The following is a 16,766-nucleotide window of genomic DNA, read 5'->3' on the forward strand; positions in this document are numbered from 1 at the left end:
GCATCATTTACGGTGGCCGTTAGATCACATGACTTCGCTATCTTGTGCTAGCTCGTCTCCAGCCTACGCCTTATATGATGTTTTTGTTCATCAGCTCGCACTTATTTTTATAAAGAATGCTAGCGGCGTCCTCCAGACTATCTCTCACGATTTAGCCCTTGCCATTTGCGAGTGTCTATCGTTTAATAACAGTGTGTTATTTAAACGGTGATCTTCCTACAGAGGACTTTCACCTCATAAGTCAATGCCCATGCCGGGCGTACACAAGGCGTTTAAATGCAACAAAAACAGTGGGTTACGTTTCGCTTCGCTACACATTATAACCCACAATTTTTGTCCGCTTAACGCGGCGTTAAGTCTCTAAGGAGTTTTGGTGAATAAATCTAGTGTTCTTAAAGACGCTCTTTGTAGAACAGCAATAATACATCAGTCACATAGCCTTAAAGCTTTTTTATCTGCATCTTTTTTAGAAAAAAGAATTGATGGCTTTGATAATAAAGGATGGGAAAAGTGTCATGAATTAATTGCTCATGATGAGTTGTCTACCGAGTGTTTATTTAGTTCAAGAGTGGAAAATCGGCATTTTAATCTGCAAAGGATTGATGGGATTCTAAAACGTGGTTTATTTCCAGCCTCTTACGTAGCAATGAAAAATTGGTTAGAGCACTCAAGTATTGAAGCAATTTTTTCATTTTATGAAAAACAAGCCATTGAAGGGAATGAGTATTTGCTGCATACAGTTTCAATACTTCTAGCATTTAAGAAACTCTGGCCAAACTTGAATGAACAACAAATACCATATGCGATAGAAAGGTTTACTGAGTTTGTCACCTCAACTTATTACAATAAAAATCACATCGAATACCCAAAAAAGACAGAGTTAATCACTCAAGATATATCAGTTGAGCAGGCTATTTTAAAAGCTGTAACTCAACCTGGATTTTGGGGGCATAATTTAATTTGTTTGTCGTGGTTGTTGGAGTGTGAGGACTCTGTCAGCACTGAATTTAAACAAAGAGTATTAAAATTCATTATTGAACAATCTGATTGGAATTTCCCTGATGTTGATGACGTAATTAACCAGGAAGTATTTGAACAGTTAGTGGGTAGCAATGATCAAAGTAAATTTCATGAGAAGGTTAAAATCTTGATATATAACTCAACGCGAAATATACATCAAATTACTCTTGCTTCGGCATTGGTTCATTTGTGGGAACGTGTTGATTGCCTAAAAACAAAAGAAAACTTATATAAAATATGTTGCTACTTTTCAATCGAGACTTAATCGGGTAGCCGGAGGTCTCTAACCTCCAGCCCCTACACCACCCATCATGCGCTTTTTATTAACAGGAAGTGCAATGGGCGGTTCACCTCCCGTAACAGGGCAAACGGGTTGATTTTATACAGTTAGCCCAACGGTTAGCACTTTCATCATATAAGCATTGTCCCAACCCCGCTTTTAACCGCCTGCTTTTCACTCCAACCTTTGCACTTTTTTCGTTCTTCAATAGATTAAGGGCTATTTTATTAATTAACGCGATGTTTTGAGCTGCATACCCACTGCGTAAACGGTTTTGGTCTTCATTAAAGCTAACGTCGAGTTGCCAATGTAATTTACTCTCCACATGCCAATGAGTACGAATAGCATCTGCAATAAATGCAGCATCTTTATCTTTATGGCTACTAAGATAATACCGCTGCTCATAGGAGCTTACGCCATTTACCTCTCGTGTTGAACATATTACGGCAATACTTTTTAAACTTTTCCATCGTGGGTGTCGCGCTACCAGCCAATCTACCTCTGTCGTTAACCAAACCTCTCTATTTTCTATTCGTCCGTGATCACCATTGAGTGAACAATGCACGCTGTGAGAGATATTTTTAAATTGCGTGTTGAGCTGGGTATCTAAATGTAGTTTAACATCATCATAAATCTCCCCTTGATTCCCCTTAAGTCCTAGTACATAGTTCCCTTCATTAGAGACTATTTGCTCACCGATTTTATATTGGCACCCCATGGCATCAGTTGTAATTGTCGCTCCTTTTATGTCAAGGAGCTCAAGCAAAATGGGGATAGCGGTAATTTCATTCGATTTATCAGCGACTTTAACTTGCCCTAAACAAAAATTATTTTCAACAGACCATGCACTGACTAAATGAGTTACGGGCATACCTGAGGCTTTATCTAATGTACGACGCATCACTTTACCATCCAGAGCAATCACACCTTCTTTATTCTCACTTATTTCAGTGACCCATTTGGTAAATGCGCTGTTAAATTCAGTTGGGTTGAGGCGATTGAGTACGTCATTAAAAGTGTCATGACTAGGAATACCATTTCTCAGGTCTAAAAATTTCCGTAACCACTTTACTTTTGACTATCCGTACTCTTCTATCTCGTTAAAATTATTGCAACCGCTGATAATAGCGCAAATAGTGATACTCAGAATATTGATAAGTGGATGGCGGACACTGGCAGAGTTTCTTGGGTCGGTTAGTTGATTAAAAGCTTGGCTGATAGTCGTTTATTTCATGTTTTATACAGGCAAAGACTATTATAAACCACGATCATTAGGATCGGTCAAATGATCAAAAACTACTTGTATGTTTTTCACCCGCTTGCCCTGCCTCCCGTAATGAATATTGATCCAAATATCTCCCAATGATGCTAAACGTTGTGAAGCTAAATAGTCATTGCCTGCGCAATGTTAATTCCTTTTTATGAGCCCTACCCTACTAAAATAAGCGACTCAAACACCTGTGACACCTTGCAAAAAACCAATTAAAACAACATCAAGTTTTCTTTTATCTTTTACGTGAAATAGAAGTAACTGATTGAACCAAAAGAGGAACTCAGTTATGGTTAAACACTCAATAAATTAAAAACGAGTTATACTACAAAGCTCGTTAGTTGGCAAAAGGAGATTGATAGTTTTGTGGATAGAAAAAAGCTTAATTGAAGGGAAATATGTAGCTCTAGAGCCCCTTACTTTAGAACACGTACCATCACTGATTGAAGCAGTCAAAGATGGAGAGCATTGGAAATTATGGTTTGCTAACGTACCAACCCCAGACACAATGCACCAGTATGTCAACGATGCAATTAAACAGATGCTTCTAGGTAATATAGCTTATGCTGTACGCGTTAAAGCTACTAATCAGATAGTTGGTACAACTCGCTTTTATAATGTTGATGAGCCGAATAGACGGGCTTTAATTGGGTATACTTGGTACTCAAATGCAGCTAGGGGGACTAAAGTTAATACAGAATGTAAGTACCTCCTTATTAAACAGCTGTTTGAGAAGTATAGTGCAATTGCAGTAGAGTTTCGTACTCACTTACATAACACAGCTTCTAGAAAAGCCATAGAGCGGATAGGCGCAAAGCAAGATGGAATATTACGCAACCATATAATTTCAAATAGCGGGACAGTCAGGGATACAGCCGTTTATTCGATCATAGATACGGAGTGGCCTGATACTAAGCAAGGATTACTTAAAAAGCTCAACAGCGAGTAAATTACAAAGTTAGCTATCAGCACTTTATAATACAGCCGATAATGCAAAATATTGATGTTAACTGATAGACTATTTTTGTTGGCTTTCGTTACAAAACTTAGCAAATAACGGGAGGAAGAATGATAAATGGCAATGTTAAAACTTTTATGGGAAAGCTTGGTTTAATATTATTAGCATTAGTAACTGTATTTTACCTTACAGTTATTGTTATCTCTAAAAGCCAATTTCCATTAGCTTTATTTTGGTTACTAATCTTTTTAGGTATTATTTGTTTCGCAATACTCGCAAATTTTACTTTTATCATGCGAAGCAAATAAATCACCGTAAATAAATTAAAGCCAAAAAGAGCTATGGAAGGCTTGTTAATACTAAGCTGAGGTAAAGACAGGTAGGATATATTTCGTTGGGCTTCGTTGCACTCTATCCAACCTACACAGCCAATTTTAACGCTGAACTTAACGCTTAAAGCTTACCGCTCTAAACTAGCTTTTATATCTTCTCTTAAGCGCAGCGTCTCATAACCTCTTTGTGAATAAATCACTTTAAGGGCTTTAAACACAATAAAACAATGGGGTCAAATCTTGTCTTCAGACATCAAAATTTTTGACTATGTGCTTATGATGAAAAGCAGTCTATTTTCTACCCTGTTACTTATAAATTTTAATGTCTTCTCTTAAGCGCAGCGTCTCTTAATCTCTTTGTGAATAAATCACTTTAAGGGCTTTAAACACAATGCAGAATAAAAAAGTGAAGAACTAAAAGGCTTGTTAATACTAAGTCGAGGTAAAGACTGATAGGGTATTTTTTCGTTGGGTTTCGTTGCACTCTACCCAACCTACGTAGCCAAATTTAACACCTAGTTTACAACTTAAAGCTTACCGCTTCTAACTCGCTTATATATTCTTTATAAACAAAAGCGCGAGATATACTCGCGCTTTCTAAAAACACCCTAGAACCTAGTTACCTAGATCCTAGCATCTAATTATTTACTAAATCGCTGGATACCCAATGCGATCAGATAAATAGCCAACGCTGGTGGCGAAGTAGTAAGAACGGTTCCAATGCATCAGTGCTTTGTAGTTGTCATAGGCAAGATACATACGACCGCCCATGTCATCAGGCATAACTAGCGCCGCGGTTACATCTACATTTGGCAAGTCAGTGCCGTCCATTTTACGTAAACCAAGTGCTTGCCAATCAGCCAATGAACGCTCAGAATCAGCCCAATATTCAAGCCACTGCTTACGCGTTCGTGTTCCTCGTTTTAATATATAATTTTTATCAAAGCCTTCTGGTAATTTAACTTGGCGGCCCCACGTTAAATCGTCATTCCAACCTGCTTGTTTTAAGTAATTCGCGATTGAAGCAAATGCATCTGCTTGGGTTGTCCAAATATCTTTGCGGCCATCATTGTCATAATCTACGGCGTAGGCATTAAACGATGTTGGCATAAACTGTGTTTGCCCCATAGCGCCTGCCCAAGACCCTTTAAATTTATCTAAAGTGATATGCCCTTCTTTTAGAATATCCAGCGCTGCCCAAAGTTGATTTTTATACATGGTTTCACGGCGGCCATCAAAGGCGAGCGTAACAACAGATGAAATAACACCGTGCCCACCTTGAATTTTACCAAAGTTACTTTCAAGTCCCCATAACGCTACTATGAATCGCGCTTGCACGCCAAACTCGGCTGCAACTTGTTCTAGCAGCTCTTTGTTTTGTGCATATAACTTACGGGCTCGGTCGATTTTCCATTGTGGAACACGTTTGGGTAAATAGCCTTCCAGAGTTTCTTTTACTTCTGGCTGGCTTTTATCTGCCGAAATAACCTTTTTTTTGAACTTTGCAGTCGCAAAGGCTTGTTCAATTAACGAGTTGTCATACCCTTTTTGCGCTGCTTCATGCTTTAGATTGGCAACATATTCATCAAATTTAGCCTGTGTATTGGCCAGTACAGATGTGCTAGTTGTACAAATAAAAGCACTACATAAAATAGCAGACAAATTTTTCATTACTTTTTTAGTCACTATCAGCTCCATTTTGCTTTCTGAGTTCAGCTAATAAGTTTGCTTCTGGAGGTGGAAGCTGAAGATAAAAGCCTTTATCAGACAATGCTTCTTTCACTAAGTTAAGATCGGCTCCACCTAAATGCTCACGTTTTGCTAAATTAATAATCATTACGTAATGTGGTTGACCAAACATAGCCATTAAAGGTTCCGGAACCTTACTAAAATCATCTCTTTTTTCTACATAGAGGAAGGTATCCGCTTTTTTCTTACTTTTATATACCGCAGTTAGCATTATGACCCTATAAAATCTTGCTTAACAGTGCCGCACACTATAACATGAGACTAATAATAAGTTAGAATAATTAGATCGGAAATTTCAATTAAGGGCCTATTCAGCCTAGGTTTATCTAATATTAATTTCTGATTCAACAATTCAAATGAGCGTGTATGTCGGACCAAATTTTTGAGCTAAAAGGGAATCTTTTTACGTTATCAGTTTTACATCTTTATAGTACTGATATAACCCTTTTAGCAGAACAACTGTATATAAAAATAGCCCAAGCCCCTCGCTTTTTTGAAGGGGCACCTATTGTTGTGAACTTAATTGAAATAAAAAACAGTACGCTTGATTTTGTACATTTAAAATCGCTAATCGAACGCATGCATTTTAATGCTGTTGGTGTATGTAATGGCTCTGATGAGCAACATGCGCAAGCTAAGTTAGCAGGCCTTTCTGTTTTAAATTATTCACAAGACGTTAAGAGTGAACCTGTTATACAAGAAGCGAATACTTCAATTGTTGAAAAAACAGTTCACTTACCGGCACAAGTAATTCACGGCACTGTTCGTTCTGGCCAGCAAGTTTATGCCAAAGATCGCGATTTAATCGTGATTGGTGCCGTTAGCCATGGTGCAGAAGTGATTGCTGACGGTAATGTGCACATTTATGGCGCATTACGCGGACGTGCTATTGCCGGTGCACAAGGTGATAATGAAGCGCGAATATTTTGTCAAAAGCTAGAAGCAGAGCTTGTTTCAATTAATGGCAACTATTGGATTAGCGACTCTCTACAAGGCGAACACTGGGGTAGTGCTGCACAAATCCAGCAAAAAAATGAATCATTAGAAATTTCAGCTTTGGTTAAAGGATAAATCTTATGGCAAAAGTTATTGTCGTTACATCGGGTAAAGGTGGTGTAGGTAAAACTACGTCAAGTGCTGCAATTGGCACAGGTTTAGCCCTTAAAGGGTATAAAACAGTTATTATTGATTTTGATATTGGTTTACGTAACCTTGATTTAATCATGGGCTGTGAGCGTCGCGTAGTTTATGATTTTGTAAACGTAATTAATGGTGAAGCTAAATTAAACCAAGCGTTAATAAAAGATAAGCGTGTAGATAAGTTGTTTTTACTACCGGCATCTCAAACGCGAGATAAAGATGCACTAACGCGTGACGGTGTCGAGCGTGTTTTAAATGAGTTAAAGAAGGACTTCGATTATATTGTTTGTGATTCTCCGGCGGGCATTGAAGCCGGTGCGATGATGGCGATGTACTTTGCTGATGAAGCAATTGTTACAACGAACCCTGAAGTATCATCAGTACGCGATTCAGATCGCATTTTAGGTATTTTGCATAGCAAATCTAAACGCGCTGAAGAAGGGTTAGAAAATATAAAAGAACATTTATTACTGACTCGTTATAATCCAGAGCGTGTATTAAAAGGCGAGATGCTTTCTGTAGAAGATGTACAAGATATTCTGTCTATTGAACTTTTAGGTGTAATCCCTGAATCACAAGCCGTATTAAGTGCATCAAACTCTGGCCAACCTGTCATTTTGGACTCTGAATCAGATGCAGGCCAAGCTTATGCTGATGCCATTGATCGCCTACTTGGTGAAACAGTCGATTTTCGTTTCTTAGATGTAGAAAAGAAAGGGTTATTTAAACGGATATTTGGAGGTTAATGTGTCACTACTTGACTACTTCCGCTCAGAAAAGAAAAACACAGCGTCATTAGCAAAAGAGCGATTGCAGATCATTGTCGCACACGAACGTTCACAACGTGGTACGCCTGATTATTTACCACAGTTGAAGCAGGATATACTTGATGTAATACGTAAGTACGTCAACATTAATTCTGATGCTGTACAGGTACAGTTTGATCAAAATGAAGATGATTTAGCCGTTTTAGAGCTAAATGTCACGTTGCCTGACGAAGAAAAAAAGTAATAAACTGCGGGTGCTATTTAGCATCCGCTTACCTACTTAAATAATAGTATACCTACATACTGCGCCTAATGACATAAGTTAAGTACCTTTTTTGGGCTCAATTTAAAGTTGTGCTTTTACTTTCAAGTGCCATATGAAAGATTGAAAATGGTTTACCCATAGCGTCAAGTGACGAACGCGAAATAATATTAAATCCACAATGTTGGTTGAAACGAACAGCCTGTGCATTTTGTTCGTTTACATCAACTTTATTTGTATCCAGTTGCGTAATGGCACAGTTTAAAAGTGTTTCCCCCCTTGCCTCGCGCCGAGTTTAAGATAAATAGCATTGCAATTTTTGAATCATAAACACAAATAAAACAATAACCTCACCAACAGCATTTTTCCATTTCTTTATGTAGCCGCAGGGAAACCTTGTTCTATCATTATTGGCTTAAAAGGCATTCAGTAGTAGGATTGGTTAAGTAAATCGCTTCGACCAAGCGGTGCAATTTCCATAAATCAAGTAAACTGGCTGTGTATAACAACCAGATACCCGTGTTAAAGCCTGTTGTTAACCTTTTATAAACTCGTTAAACATCCCATTCTTTTAGCGCGTCTTTTATATAGTTATAACGCCATGATCTTAGTAAATCTGGTTTTGGTGTTGTTTTACGTGTCTCACTGTCTAGCTTCCAATTCCAGCTGATTAATTGATTGATTTGCTTTTTTGAAGCAAACACATCTTCTGGAATGGCGTTCTTTTTAGCCACAGCCGTAATTTTTTGCTTAATGTCTTTAGCTACTTTCTTATAATCAGGGAAATCGATTAAACGGCGCAAGGTTGGCGGGTGATCCTGTATTTCAACTCGTTTAGCTTGTTCTAAACATTTTAAAATTTCAATCCCTGAGCGATTCACTTCACTGCTTTCAATGTCTGGAATATTTCGCATCGCATTTAAGCTTGTAGGTTTACGTTTTACAATCTCTACCAAATTATGTTCTTTTAAAACAAAGTTAAGCGCCAAGTTTTTGCGAATTGCTTTATTACGTCGCCATGCAGCAAGCTCTCGTAAAATCACTAAGTCAGCAGGTTTTAACTGCCACGCATTTTTAATATCTTTATACAAAAGTTCATCTGGAATTTGATAAGCTCGTTTTTGCGCTATCAACTCACTTTCTGCGATAACAATATCAAAAAATTTGGCATCGTTAATTTGCTTAATAATAATCTCAAAGCACGGGAGTAGATGAAATACATCTGCGGCAGCATAATCTAGCTGGCTGTTTGTTAATGGTCGTTGTAACCAATTTGTGCGTGATTCACTTTTATCAATTTCAATATCAAGTAAATTTTTAACCATATGCGCAAACCCCATGCAATTACCATTTCCTAAAAGCTGGAGTGCAAATTGGGTATCAAATAATGGCGCAGGAACAAACCCCGCGTATTTTTGAAATACTTCAATATCTTCTGATGGTGAGTGCAGTACTTTTAATACTTTTGGATCTCGCAATATTTGCCAAAAATCAAATAGTGAAAGTTCTGCAAGTGGATCTATCAAAGCTAAATGTTCGCCATCATACACTTGGATCAGTGCGACTTCTGGATATAAAGTACGTCGACGCATAAACTCTGTATCAATTGCTAATATTGGTTTATTGCTAATTTGCTCTACAAACTCATTTAGTTGATTTTGTGTTTTGATCAGTTGGTATTGCACTTAAACTCCTACAATAAAAAAGCCGACTTATGTCGGCTTTTTTAGCTTGCTAATCTTTTAAGGCTCTTCTGAGGATTTTGCCAACATTTGTTTTTGGCAACTCATCCCTAAATTCTACGAGCTTAGGGACCTTATAATTAGTTAAATTATCACGACAGTGCTTTATTATATCTTTTTCAGTTAAAGATGGGTCTTTTTTAACAACAAAAACTTTAACTTGTTCACCACTGACATCGTGAGGGATACCAATTGCAGCAACTTCAAGCACGCCATCATGCATTGCAACAACTTCTTCTATCTCATTTGGATAAACATTAAAACCAGAAACAATAATCATATCCTTCTTACGATCAACAATAAAAAAGAAACCATCATCATCGTAAGTTGCAATATCACCCGTTGCAAACCAACCATCTTGCAGGCATTCAGCTGTTGCATCAGGGCGATTATAATACCCTAACATTACTTGTGGGCCTTTAACCCATAACTCACCCGGTTCACCTTTGGCTGCTTCTTCACCATTATCTAACATTAGTTTAATGTCAGTATTTGGTGCAGGTAAACCAATAGAGCCATTATAAGAGCCTAAGTCATACGGACTAATAGTTACCAAAGGTGAACACTCAGTTAAACCATAACCTTCCATTAGCTTACTTTTAGTGACTGCCTGCCATTTTTCAGCAACGGGACGCTGAACGGCCATTCCGCCGCCAAGTGACATTTTTAAATGACTAAAATCTAAATCCGCAAAACCTGGAGTATTTAATAAACCATTAAATAAAGTATTTACACCTGTGATTGCTGTGAACTTATGTTGGCTTAATTCTTTTACAAACCCTTGCATATCTCGTGGGTTAGTGATTAATAAGTTTAAACCACCATACTTCATAAATGTTAAGCAATTAGCTGTTAATGCAAAAATATGATACAGCGGCAATGCAGTCACAACCACTTCTGTACCACGGTTAAGTACTTTGTCTAAACAACCAGATACTTGCTCTAAATTACCAACCATGTTGCCATGAGTTAACATTGCGCCTTTAGAAACACCTGTAGTTCCACCTGTATATTGTAAAAATGCAATATCAGATAAACATATATCAGGCTTTTTATACGCGTTTTCGTTTGCAGCAAGTAAAGACTCAAACTTGATAGGGTTAGGTAATGAGTAACTTGGTACCATTTTCTTTATGCGCTTAACAACAAAGTTAACTACATGTTTTTTCAAACCACCAACCATATCGCCTACTTGTGTGACAACAATATGTTTTACTTTTGTATGTGGTAATGCTTTTTCAAGCGTGTCAGCAAAATTTGCGAGTATAAAAATAGCTGATGTTTGTGAATCATTCAACTGATGTTCAAGCTCACGTACTGTATACAGAGGGTTTACATTAACCACCACACATCCAGCACGTAAAATGCCCAATATTGAAACTGGTGTTTGCAATAAGTTTGGCATCATAACCGCGACTTTGTCGCCTTTTTTCAGCCCAAGCTCATTTTGAATATAAGAAGCGACACGTTTAGTTGCACTATCTATTTCATCATAACTGAGCGTTTTACCCATGTTAGTAAAAGCAGGCAGATCTTTGTAATCAGTGAAGCTCTTTTCAAACACTTCTAACAACGAGTTGTAGTGTTCAGGATCGATTGTTTCAGGCATACCCTCTGGGTAGCGCTTAAGCCAGATTTTTTCCACTCTTAGCTCCTGTTCTATTTATAATTTATTTTTATTAAACCTTAAACTAACTAAGGCAACTTCACAATTGAGCAAATACTCTAATGGGTAAATAATCCCACATTTGGCGCAAAGATACAATTAGCATGCACCATTTTGCAGCATAAACCCCTGAATTTGCTGTAAACACTTAACTGGATTTTGCATATGACAGTGGTGTCCTCCTTCAAGTTCAGTTACTGTTAGGTCTTTGTAATATCTACTATAATCATTTATGTTATCACGTACAAATGGGTACCCTACAGTGCCTAATATTAACTGACACGGCACATTTATTTCATTTATAATGGCTATGCATTGTTGCTCATCAAATCTAAAACCTGAATGATTTTTGAGCTTTGGGTCGGTAGTAAGTACCCATTTACCACCACTTTGGGCGATATTTCTATCCATTAATAATGCGATTAAATCAATTGGTAAATCACTCATTAATGCGCGAGCTTGATAAATCGTTTGCTTTGACTCATAACTCCTGGGTGCTTTTTTGTTGGTTCGGCGTCTGTTTAAAATTGCTTGACGTAATTGCTGCACAACGTCGTTGCTGGGCGTTGTGATCACACCAAATCCTTCTATCATAGTGACTGATTTTACCTTTTCGGCAAAACAGCTGGCAAATAGTCCTGCAGCCATCGCTCCCATAGAATGCCCCACTAAATGCACTTTTTTATTAGTGATTTTGGTAATGAAATTATAAATGTCATCAATGTAATCTACAAAATAGTAATGCGCATCACTACTTCGCCAATCTGAGTGACCATGCCCAGGAAAATCAAGGCAGTACCATTTACCTTCTAACTGAGTGTTTTTTAACATTGGTATAAAACTATGGCAATTATCCAGCCACCCATGTAATCCAATAACAATTTCATCACCTTCGCCAAAGGTTAGTCCATGTAACGCTAAAGTACCACTTTGAATTAAAAAAGGCTGCAAAGGATCATTCCTCATTTTTTTGACTTTGTTTAACCGTAAAAGACATTTAATTATCATACATTGTGTATACAATAACACCACAAAATATATGGGATCCTAAAATGATAAAACAAATAAGTCTATTGGCATTAGCGTGTTCTAGCTATGCATACGCAGAGCAGACTCCAAAGAACATTATTTATATGATTGGTGATGGCATGGGCCCAGCTTATACCACTGCTTACCGCTACTTCAAAGATGACCCAGCGACTAAAGAAATTGAAAGCACGGTCTTTGATACAATATTAACAGGAATGGCGCATACATACCCTGATGATCATACGTATGTAACTGACAGTGCTGCAAGCGCTACAGCCCTTAGTAGCGGCCATAAAAGCTATAATGGGGCTATAGCAGTAGACACTGATAAAAAGCCTGTTAAAACAATGCTTGAAATAGCAAAAGAACGCGGGATGATCACTGCACTTGTTGCCACATCGCAAATTAATCATGCAACTCCGGCAAGTTTTGCATCACACAATGAATCGCGCCGCAACTATAATGAAATTGCCAATGATTACATCGACAATAAAATTGCAGGAAAGTTACCTGTCGATTTAATGCTAGGCGGTGGTACTGCATATTATATTCGTGACGATCGTAATTTGGTTGCTGAGTTTAAAGCGGCTGGTTACCAATATAGTGATGATTTTAATAGTTTAAAGCAAATTAATCAGATCCCTGCTATTGGCTTATTTGCCCCAAAAGGAATGCCATCAGCCCTTGATGAAAACCCAACTCGTTTAGCTAAAATGACCGACAAAGCCCTTAAACTACTTGATAAAAATAAAAAAGATGGCTTTTTTGTAATGATCGAAGGCAGTCAAATCGATTGGTGTGGTCATGCCAATGATATCGCATGTGCGATGGCCGAAATGGACGACTTTGCCAAATCAATCGAGTACGCTAAGGCGTATGTTGACAAGAACCCAGATACGTTACTTGTTATTACTGCAGATCATTCAACGGGAGGTTTAACTCTTGGAGCGCATGGTCAATACAAGTGGGAGGCTGAAGTTGTAAAAGGCGTTAAAGCTACAGCGACTAAATTAACCAAGTTAATGTTAGAAGCTGATGACTTAAAAGCAATTTGGACAGCAAATACAACGATTGAGTACACCAGTGAAAATCAAGTTAAGCTTGAGCAAGCAAAGAAAATGGGAAGTAAAACACTCAACCTTGCTATAAAAGATATTATTAGTAAAGCAAGCTTTACTGGCTGGACAACCGGCGGCCATACCGCAATCGATGTTCAAGTTTTTGCTTACGGGCCAAGTTCTACACAATTTGTAGGGTCGCAAAACAACACCGACATAGCAAACAAACTAATTAACTTTATCCAGAAAAAATAATGGCTATCTATGATGTTGTTTTTTGAGTAATTCAACAGCAACATTATAAGGTAACGCTTTATTATATAAAAAGCCCTGTGCACATTGTATATGGGCTTTTTTTACAACATCTTCGTGTAATTTACTCTCTACCCCCTCAGCAACTATTTTAAAGCCCAGCTCATCGCATATCTTAGCTAAATGCTGATAAAGTACGGCTGATTTAATATTGCCATCGATTGGTAATAAACTACGATCCAGTTTTATCGTATTGATATTAAGCTTAGATAAAACAGATAAACAAGAATACCCAGTACCAAAATCATCCATTGCACATTGAATATTATGCTTATTTAAATATTTAACTAATTCAATTGTTGATTCAAAATCTTCAATATAACTTGACTCTAAAATCTCGACTTCAACCTGATTTGGGAATCGAGAGAAAGCTTTAACTACACGTTTATAGCCATCAGCAAGCAAATTTTGTGGCGATATATTAAAGCTAATTTTTGGATGAAAACCCTGTCGCGCAAAATTGTCTAAATCAACTTCTAATTGATCAATAACAAAACTATCAATTACATGCATTAGTTTATGCTGCTCAAGTGTAGCCAAAAACCAAGGGCCCATTACTTCGCCATCATTTTTTATTAAACGTAATAATGCTTCAAAACCAACAATCTGCTGACTTAAGGGATCCATTTTTGGCTGATAATACAATGCCAATGCGCCACTATTGAGTGCATCAGTGACTGTTTTAAGACTATATTGTTCAATATGCTGTTCGGAATGTGATTTCGCAAAGCTTTCTTCCGCTTTATCTTCAATAACATGACCTGCACTATAGCGTTTTACAAGCATATCTAGCGCTTTACCTGTGATGTTGTGACGTTGGTTTGCAAGTACAAAGGGATAATAAATGGCTACATTTAAAGCGATTAACATTAATTGCAGAGCAATGCCTGTCCAACTATGGGTGATCATCCACCCACTCAATAAAACGGGTGTAAACCAAGGTATATTCTCACTGGCACTAAGCACAATAAGTCCATGATCTATCAATTGATATGCAATGAAACCATTAACAATAGGGGCAAGTAAAAACGGAATTAAAAAATAAGGGTTAAATACAATAGGTAATGCATAAATCATTACCTCACTTATATTAAACACAGCCAATGGCGCTGAAATACGAGCGATGCTGCGTTCATGCTCTGCATTTTTAAGTAAATAACAGGCAATTATTAATCCCCATAAGCACCCTGTTCCACCTAGTAACACAAAAATAGAAAAGAAGTTATAACTCGACAAGCCTTCAAGAACTTGATAATCAGTGTACGCAGCTGGCGCTAAAATATGATAGGTATTATCCCCATGAACACCAAAAAACCATAGCATATGAGCCGTAATCATTTGGAAACTAACTTTATCAAACACACTTGCATCTTGGTGATAATTCATAAGGAATGCGAGTATTTTATTGCCAAAATCACTTATGAAGGGAATACAAATTAACGTTATCAAACTTGTTAGCAAGTAAGGAAATATTAGGTTTAAATGCTTCCTTAAGAATAAGCTTATAGTGCTTATACCTACTAACTTGAGTGCATTTATTGACGCAAAATAATGCAGTATGTAACAACAAAATATCGGCATTAAAATAGAGTAAAGAACCCCACCTTTACTATCTATATGTATCCCTGCTTCATTTACTATGATGTATCCTGTACTTGCAGCAAAACACACCATCACCAGCACAGGGCTTGCAATTGAGTGTAGTTTTAGATTTTTTGATAAATAATAGCTAAATGACAAGAGTGTTATTAATGGAAATAACGCCCAAACCAAAGTATTGAACGTATTTAAAAATTCATGACTTCCCCCTTTATCCGCAATATCAAACCATTGATTGAGTAATGTGATCACTGAAGCAACAATGAAAAAAGGAATAAGAGCGATATAACTTTCACGCAATGAAAGGATCAATGTGTTTGAAGATAGCTTCACAGCACTTTGATTAAATTGATTAAATATCTTAGCCAGCAAAACGATTTATTCTTTTTATTTTTTTTCTACAATACCGAATTAAGGGAAATATACAAGTGATAATATTGCATGGGAAAAATTATAAATTCAGTATTTAAGCATAAATATCAACACCAATGAGGCTTTGCACCTCGGCGCGACGATCTAAATTTGCAAATTCAGTATAAGTAGAAATTGCTCTGCTCACTTTTGGTGAAGGTTGATCATAAATTGTTTGTGTATATTGGGTTTGAGTATTATTGGTATGTAAAGACAGCTTAGCGGCAAGGTCAACACCTGCGGGGCTTGACTTAACAAACTCAGCAGGTTTTTGATTAGCAATGGCATTACTTAACGTATCTGTAGATACATTAGGCACATTTTTTTTAGGGATAATTCTACCGGGAATATCCCCCGTATAAAAACCAGAACCAATCGGTAAAGCCATAATAGATACTCTTTTAAACTATCAGGTTAATTATGAGCCAAAATATACATTGTTGCAACTTACTCGCGACCGGGTAGCTTTTTCCATGTAACAGTGTCACGAACATACTTAGGTTGAGCTTGTGCTGGCGACACGGTGTGCTGATTTGCGAATGCATAATCAATATGTGCGACCATAAACCCTGCATCAGGCAGTGTAATAGCGTTATTGATTGTTATATTTGTATAATTATCAAGGGCGTTAGGGTATGTTTTCCAGCCTGTTCCTACTGCTGTGCCTTCTGGATTGTCCAGTATTAGTGCATCTGGTTTCAGCACTTGCTCTTCACCTTGTAACACCATCAGACTCTCATCATTTAGCATATAATGAGCAAAATAAATCTCTCCCATACGTGCATCTATCGCGCAATAGACAGACTTATCACCCGTTTGCTGATGTGTCTGCTGTGCCATCATTTGTAATGTGGATACGCCTACTAATGGCAACTTACACGCATACGCTAAACCTTGTGCTATGGCGACACTAATTCGAACGCCAGTAAAGCTACCAGGGCCTTGACCAAAACCAATGACATCTAAGTCATTTAAACGGCAATTTGCTTTACTAAGCAACTCATCAACTAAAGGGAGTATTTTTTGACTATGCTGTTGCGGACACTCTTCAAAGTGATGGAATGTTTGGCCGTTGTAATTAAGCACTAAAGATAATGCTTCTGTAGATGCATCTAAAGCTAAGAAGTTGATTGTTGTAGCATTCATTTGGTTACTCATGGAATGTATTTCT

Annotated in this window: 14 protein-coding genes and 1 pseudogene; 6 read left to right on the top strand and 9 right to left on the bottom strand. The window is 37.5% G+C overall.

From position 1 onward, the window contains the following. Nucleotides 1-373: 373 nt before the first annotated feature. Entirely contained in the window at nucleotides 374-1,285 is a 912-nt protein-coding gene (locus HH219_RS08445) for a hypothetical protein (protein WP_169327155.1), read from the top strand. A gap of 82 nt (nucleotides 1,286-1,367) precedes the next feature. Here the strand turns inward: HH219_RS08445 and HH219_RS08450 are convergent. Continuing rightward, a pseudogene (locus HH219_RS08450) lies at nucleotides 1,368-2,519 on the bottom strand (ISAs1 family transposase). Nucleotides 2,520-2,934: 415 nt separating this feature from the next. Between HH219_RS08450 and HH219_RS08455 the strand changes: the two are divergent. Next, nucleotides 2,935-3,519, top strand: coding sequence for a GNAT family protein (locus HH219_RS08455; protein WP_169327156.1), 585 nt, complete (start codon nucleotides 2,935-2,937; stop codon nucleotides 3,517-3,519). Between the two features lie 989 nt (nucleotides 3,520-4,508). On the opposite strand, the gene HH219_RS08460 is transcribed toward HH219_RS08455, so the two are convergent. Both HH219_RS08460 and HH219_RS08465 read right to left on the bottom strand, forming a co-directional pair. Beyond that, nucleotides 4,509-5,558, bottom strand: a complete 1,050-nt coding sequence (locus HH219_RS08460) for a lytic murein transglycosylase (protein ID WP_169327157.1) — start codon at nucleotides 5,556-5,558, stop codon at nucleotides 4,509-4,511. After that, on the bottom strand, nucleotides 5,539-5,820 hold the full coding sequence (locus HH219_RS08465) for a YcgL domain-containing protein (protein WP_054203736.1): 282 nt from the start codon (nucleotides 5,818-5,820) through the stop codon (nucleotides 5,539-5,541). Before HH219_RS08465 ends, HH219_RS08460 begins: the two co-directional genes overlap by 20 nt. Nucleotides 5,821-5,975: 155 nt before the next feature. Here HH219_RS08465 and minC point away from each other — a divergent pair, with 155 nt between their 5' ends. Genes minC through minE form a run of 3 tightly spaced genes read left to right on the top strand, consistent with a single transcriptional unit; the run spans nucleotide 5,976 to nucleotide 7,760 of the window. Next, nucleotides 5,976-6,680, top strand: a complete 705-nt coding sequence (minC, locus tag HH219_RS08470) for a septum site-determining protein MinC (protein WP_054203737.1) — start codon at nucleotides 5,976-5,978, stop codon at nucleotides 6,678-6,680. A 5-nt stretch (nucleotides 6,681-6,685) separates the two neighbouring features. Continuing rightward, the gene (gene minD / locus HH219_RS08475; RefSeq protein WP_169327158.1) at nucleotides 6,686-7,495 is read left to right on the top strand and encodes a septum site-determining protein MinD; all 810 of its coding nucleotides are present in this window, start codon (nucleotides 6,686-6,688) and stop codon (nucleotides 7,493-7,495) included. A 1-nt stretch (nucleotide 7,496) separates the two neighbouring features. Next, nucleotides 7,497-7,760, top strand: coding sequence for a cell division topological specificity factor MinE (gene minE, locus HH219_RS08480; protein ID WP_054203739.1), 264 nt, complete (start codon nucleotides 7,497-7,499; stop codon nucleotides 7,758-7,760). Nucleotides 7,761-8,332: 572 nt separating this feature from the next. On the opposite strand, the gene rnd is transcribed toward minE, so the two are convergent. The 3 genes from rnd to HH219_RS08495 form a co-directional block, all read right to left on the bottom strand. Then, the gene (gene rnd / locus HH219_RS08485; protein ID WP_169327159.1) at nucleotides 8,333-9,463 is read right to left on the bottom strand and encodes a ribonuclease D; all 1,131 of its coding nucleotides are present in this window, start codon (nucleotides 9,461-9,463) and stop codon (nucleotides 8,333-8,335) included. A 49-nt stretch (nucleotides 9,464-9,512) separates the two neighbouring features. After that, the gene (gene fadD, locus HH219_RS08490) at nucleotides 9,513-11,165 is read right to left on the bottom strand and encodes a long-chain-fatty-acid--CoA ligase FadD (RefSeq protein ID WP_064435578.1); all 1,653 of its coding nucleotides are present in this window, start codon (nucleotides 11,163-11,165) and stop codon (nucleotides 9,513-9,515) included. A gap of 120 nt (nucleotides 11,166-11,285) precedes the next feature. Next, nucleotides 11,286-12,137, bottom strand: a complete 852-nt coding sequence (locus HH219_RS08495; protein ID WP_169327160.1) for an alpha/beta hydrolase — start codon at nucleotides 12,135-12,137, stop codon at nucleotides 11,286-11,288. A 101-nt stretch (nucleotides 12,138-12,238) separates the two neighbouring features. On the opposite strand from HH219_RS08495, the gene HH219_RS08500 reads away from it, so the two are divergent. Beyond that, nucleotides 12,239-13,528 carry an alkaline phosphatase gene (locus HH219_RS08500; protein WP_169327161.1) on the top strand — a complete coding sequence of 430 codons (1,290 nt, stop codon included), beginning with the start codon at nucleotides 12,239-12,241 and terminating at the stop codon, nucleotides 13,526-13,528. 3 nt (nucleotides 13,529-13,531) lie between these two features. Here HH219_RS08500 and HH219_RS08505 read toward each other — a convergent pair whose 3' ends face one another. The 3 genes from HH219_RS08505 to tsaB form a co-directional block, all read right to left on the bottom strand. Continuing rightward, nucleotides 13,532-15,556 (bottom strand): EAL domain-containing protein, encoded by a 2,025-nt coding sequence (locus tag HH219_RS08505; RefSeq protein ID WP_211842071.1) that lies wholly within the window; start codon nucleotides 15,554-15,556, stop codon nucleotides 13,532-13,534. A 94-nt stretch (nucleotides 15,557-15,650) separates the two neighbouring features. After that, the gene (locus HH219_RS08510) at nucleotides 15,651-15,983 is read right to left on the bottom strand and encodes a hypothetical protein (protein ID WP_054454633.1); all 333 of its coding nucleotides are present in this window, start codon (nucleotides 15,981-15,983) and stop codon (nucleotides 15,651-15,653) included. Between the two features lie 59 nt (nucleotides 15,984-16,042). Beyond that, complete coding sequence (gene tsaB, locus HH219_RS08515; protein ID WP_169327162.1) at nucleotides 16,043-16,753, bottom strand: tRNA (adenosine(37)-N6)-threonylcarbamoyltransferase complex dimerization subunit type 1 TsaB; 711 nt, start codon at nucleotides 16,751-16,753, stop codon at nucleotides 16,043-16,045. Nucleotides 16,754-16,766: the final 13 nt, after the last annotated feature.

This window comes from Pseudoalteromonas sp. NEC-BIFX-2020_015 (assembly GCF_012952265.1).
GTDB lineage: Bacteria > Pseudomonadota > Gammaproteobacteria > Enterobacterales > Alteromonadaceae > Pseudoalteromonas > Pseudoalteromonas neustonica.

Excerpts from the sequence above, each read along its gene's own strand:
- minD (WP_169327158.1), top strand. The coding sequence starts at position 6,686 with ATGGCAAAAGTTATTGTCGTTACATCGGGTAAAGGTGGTGTAGGTAAA.
- HH219_RS08500 (WP_169327161.1), top strand. The coding sequence starts at position 12,239 with ATGATAAAACAAATAAGTCTATTGGCATTAGCGTGTTCTAGCTATGCA.
- HH219_RS08460 (WP_169327157.1), bottom strand. The coding sequence starts at position 5,558 with ATGGAGCTGATAGTGACTAAAAAAGTAATGAAAAATTTGTCTGCTATT.
- minC (WP_054203737.1), top strand. The coding sequence starts at position 5,976 with ATGTCGGACCAAATTTTTGAGCTAAAAGGGAATCTTTTTACGTTATCA.
- HH219_RS08465 (WP_054203736.1), bottom strand. The coding sequence starts at position 5,820 with ATGCTAACTGCGGTATATAAAAGTAAGAAAAAAGCGGATACCTTCCTC.
- HH219_RS08510 (WP_054454633.1), bottom strand. The coding sequence starts at position 15,983 with ATGGCTTTACCGATTGGTTCTGGTTTTTATACGGGGGATATTCCCGGT.
- tsaB (WP_169327162.1), bottom strand. The coding sequence starts at position 16,753 with ATGAGTAACCAAATGAATGCTACAACAATCAACTTCTTAGCTTTAGAT.